Source organism: Anaplasma phagocytophilum (assembly GCF_023476575.1).
Lineage (GTDB): Bacteria > Pseudomonadota > Alphaproteobacteria > Rickettsiales > Anaplasmataceae > Anaplasma > Anaplasma phagocytophilum_A.
Genome location: NZ_JAHLEX010000099.1, coordinates 1 through 3,988 on the forward strand (window position 1 = coordinate 1; position 3,988 = coordinate 3,988).

Annotated in this window: 4 protein-coding genes; 3 read left to right on the forward strand and 1 reads right to left on the reverse strand. The window is 40.6% G+C overall.

Going from position 1 to position 3,988, the window contains the following annotated elements:
- Positions 1-316: 316 nt before the first annotated feature.
- The 3 genes from KPX09_RS04585 (at position 317) to truA (ending at position 2,686) form a co-directional block, all read left to right on the forward strand.
- Positions 317-901 (forward strand): RlmE family RNA methyltransferase, encoded by a 585-nt coding sequence (locus KPX09_RS04585; protein ID WP_249549200.1) that lies wholly within the window; start codon positions 317-319, stop codon positions 899-901.
- Positions 902-1,046: 145 nt separating this feature from the next.
- The gene (locus tag KPX09_RS04590) at positions 1,047-1,949 is read left to right on the forward strand and encodes an aspartate carbamoyltransferase catalytic subunit (protein WP_249549198.1); all 903 of its coding nucleotides are present in this window, start codon (positions 1,047-1,049) and stop codon (positions 1,947-1,949) included.
- A complete protein-coding gene (gene truA / locus KPX09_RS04595) occupies positions 1,946-2,686 on the forward strand; it encodes a tRNA pseudouridine(38-40) synthase TruA (RefSeq protein WP_249549199.1) in 741 nt (246 codons plus the stop codon). Before KPX09_RS04590 ends, truA begins: the two co-directional genes overlap by 4 nt.
- A gap of 401 nt (positions 2,687-3,087) precedes the next feature.
- Here the strand turns inward: truA and KPX09_RS04600 are convergent, their stop codons facing one another.
- Positions 3,088-3,672, reverse strand: coding sequence for an RlmE family RNA methyltransferase (locus KPX09_RS04600; protein WP_249549200.1), 585 nt, complete (start codon positions 3,670-3,672; stop codon positions 3,088-3,090).
- Positions 3,673-3,988: the final 316 nt, after the last annotated feature.

A 3,988-nucleotide genomic window follows, 5' to 3' on the forward strand; every position in this document is an offset into this window, starting at 1 on the left:
GTGGGTGAGCCATGTGGTGGGGTTGATTGAAGTAGGTTGATGCTCCTAATTAAGACGGGTAAAGATTATATAATATTTTAGGGTGCTCCCTGTTTCAGGGCAAATCTTTAGGGAGATTGTGCAGCAATATTAAGAATTGCCTGTGAATTTTGGAGTCATAAGGAGTTAAAATCTCGCAACCACAAAGCGTTTTCTGTCACCTGTTCTCGCAGCTTTTTTCCCTTTGCATGGTACAGAGAATGAGGACGCCTTTATAGTAAGGGTAAAGACGGCAAAGGGAAGGAAGATATCTTCTACGAATTGGATACGTAGGCAGGTGAATGACCAGTACGTATCACTTGCCAAGAAAGAAGGGTATAGATCAAGATCAGCGTATAAACTTATAGAGATTAATGATAAGTTTAAGATCCTGCAACGCGGGAGGTTCGTCTTGGATTTAGGTTCTAGCCCAGGGGGATGGGCTCAAGTTGCCTCTAAGAATACTGCTATAAACGACAGTTCCGGACCAACCGTTGTGGCGGTAGACATTCAGAGTATGGAAGATATACACAATGTGTCATTTGTGCAATGTGACATTGAGAAAGATCATGACCTACTGAATGAAAAATTAAGTGGAAGAAAGTTTGACGTGGTACTCTCAGATATGGCTCCGAAGTCCTGTGGTCACAGGCAGGTTGATCATGCCAACATAATAAACTTATGTGAACTTGCAAGAGATATAGCTTTGGAATACTTAAATCCTAATGGCTGTTTTGTGACAAAGCTGCTACACGGTGAATATGAGCAAGGGTTTAAGCGTTCTATAATGGCGCATTTTGATGTAGTTTCTTACTTCAAACCCAAGTCGAGTAGGAAAGATTCCTCTGAGATCTACCTAGTAGCTCTGAAGTTTAAAGGATAATGCATACTCATAGTGAGATATTCTACAGAACTACCGTAAATCCTGTTTCTCTGTAATTCAATGCTCTAAAATATGGGTAGATAACGTGCCTTTTTATACCTTTAAAATAGTGCTAAGTTTGTAAAACATTGTTGCGTACAAGAGTATGAAAAAGTTAAACAAACTTCTTCGAATTCAAAGCTTAAGTGATATAGACATAGAAAATATGGTAGCACTGGCTCATAGATACTTGCAGGATAATGGTGCTAACAACGTGCTGCAGGGCAGAGTTATAGCCAATTTGTTTTTCGAGAACTCCACAAGAACTCTGCTGGCGTTCGAGATTGCAGAAAAGTCCCTGGGAGCTGTTTCTGTAACGCTCAATGTGGCAACTTCATCCATGAAAAAAGGTGAAAGTGTTTCAGATACTCTTAGTACTTTGAGTGCTATGGGTGTTGATTTAGTTGTAGTACGATCGGGGTTCAGCGGTTTCATAGATGAAGTGGTAGAAAGAGTGGGAGACTGTTGTGTTATAAATGCAGGAGATGGAAATCACGAGCACCCCACTCAAGCACTCACTGATTACGCTACCATACGCTATTTAAAGGGTAAGGACATTAAGGGGTTAAACATTACTATTTGTGGTGATATTTTTCATAGTAGGGTTGCTAGATCTAATATGAGACTGCTTTCTAGATATGGTGCTAATATAAATGTTGTTACACCCCCGTGCTGGTCTGCCTCTGTGCCATCAAGTAACGTGACAAGAATAACACATAGTCTTGAGGAAGGAATCAAAGATGCAGATGTCATCATGCTATTGAGGATTCAAAAGGAGCGTATGTCAGGAGCTTCGTTTATATCTACAAATGAGTACTCTGGGCACTATATGCTAGACAAGGCGAAGTTATCGTTAGCAAAAGATGATGTGATAATAATGCATCCGGGGCCTATAAATCGTGGAATAGAGATTTCAGATGAAGTGGCTGATGAAAGCTCGTCTATTCTACTGCAAGTAAAGATGGGGGTTGCAGTAAGGAAAGCAATTTTACACTATATGTTGGGATGAGATACAAAGCAGTTGTAGAATACGAGGGCACTTCCTTTATAGGCTGGCAGAGGCAGCAAGAAGTGGTAGGAAAGTCAGTTCAGGAATCAATAGAGCACTCTATCAAAGAGTTCTGTCAACAGAGCGTGATAGTTTACGCAGCAGGAAGGACAGATGCTGGGGTGCATGCATTAGGTCAGGTTGTGCATTTTGATCTGAAGGTCACCCGTGAGGATTACGTTATAAAGAATGCGCTCAATCACTATCTACGCAATGAAAAGGTGTCAATATTGCAGTTAGAACAGGTTGATGATGAGTTTCATGCAAGGTTTTCTGCAAAAAAGCGCTACTACACATATAAAATCTCGAATAGAGAGGCTCCCCTATGTATTGATTTAATGAGAATGTGGCATGTTCCAAAAAAGTTAAATGTGGAAAACATGCGTGTAGCAGCGTCTCACATTGTCGGAAAGCACGATTTCGCCAGCTTTCGAGCCAAAGATTGTCAATCTAAGTCTTCAATCAAAACGATAGATAGCATAGAAATCATTGCAGCGAAAGAGGAAATAAACATTAATATATCGGCTCAGTCATTTCTACATAAGCAGGTGAGAATAACAGTGGGTACCTTTGTAGAATGCGGCATGGGTCTATATCCACCTGCACATGTACTGGAAATACTAGAAAAGAAGGATAGAGCAGCTGCAGGAATCACAGCACCAGCCCACGGTCTTTATCTAACGAGAGTTGACTATTAACGAACGAAGGTAATATGCACTACACAAAAAGCTCGGAACATATTATGTTTTTTGTTGAAATTTGAAGAAACTGCTGATCTCTACTTGAAGAGAGAGTATTCTGGGCCTTATCTCATTGAGCTCTCTTTTGCTGAGGGTGGAATGCTATATCTGTTTAGGTATGTGGCTCAAAGCAGCTGACTCTTCTCTACGCTGTGAGTAGTTGGTAGACCTATGACTTGCTGCGCTTTTTGTGTACATAGTGACATACGATGGGCAATTTTTTAAAATCTACGTCAGTAGCCTTTGCTAGGTATACATTAAAAGAGCTTCTGTAATCTTTTACCCATATTTTAGAGCATTGAATTACAGAGAAACAGGATTTACGGTAGTTCTGTAGAATATCTCACTATGAGTATGCATTATCCTTTAAACTTCAGAGCTACTAGGTAGATCTCAGAGGAATCTTTCCTACTCGACTTGGGTTTGAAGTAAGAAACTACATCAAAATGCGCCATTATAGAACGCTTAAACCCTTGCTCATATTCACCGTGTAGCAGCTTTGTCACAAAACAGCCATTAGGATTTAAGTATTCCAAAGCTATATCTCTTGCAAGTTCACATAAGTTTATTATGTTGGCATGATCAACCTGCCTGTGACCACAGGACTTCGGAGCCATATCTGAGAGTACCACGTCAAACTTTCTTCCACTTAATTTTTCATTCAGTAGGTCATGATCTTTCTCAATGTCACATTGCACAAATGACACATTGTGTATATCTTCCATACTCTGAATGTCTACCGCCACAACGGTTGGTCCGGAACTGTCGTTTATAGCAGTATTCTTAGAGGCAACTTGAGCCCATCCCCCTGGGCTAGAACCTAAATCCAAGACGAACCTCCCGCGTTGCAGGATCTTAAACTTATCATTAATCTCTATAAGTTTATACGCTGATCTTGATCTATACCCTTCTTTCTTGGCAAGTGATACGTACTGGTCATTCACCTGCCTACGTATCCAATTCGTAGAAGATATCTTCCTTCCCTTTGCCGTCTTTACCCTTACTATAAAGGCGTCCTCATTCTCTGTACCATGCAAAGGGAAAAAAGCTGCGAGAACAGGTGACAGAAAACGCTTTGTGGTTGCGAGATTTTAACTCCTTATGACTCCAAAATTCACAGGCAATTCTTAATATTGCTGCACAATCTCCCTAAAGATTTGCCCTGAAACAGGGAGCACCCTAAAATATTATATAATCTTTACCCGTCTTAATTAGGAGCATCAACCTACTTCAATCAACCCCACCACATGGCTCACCCAC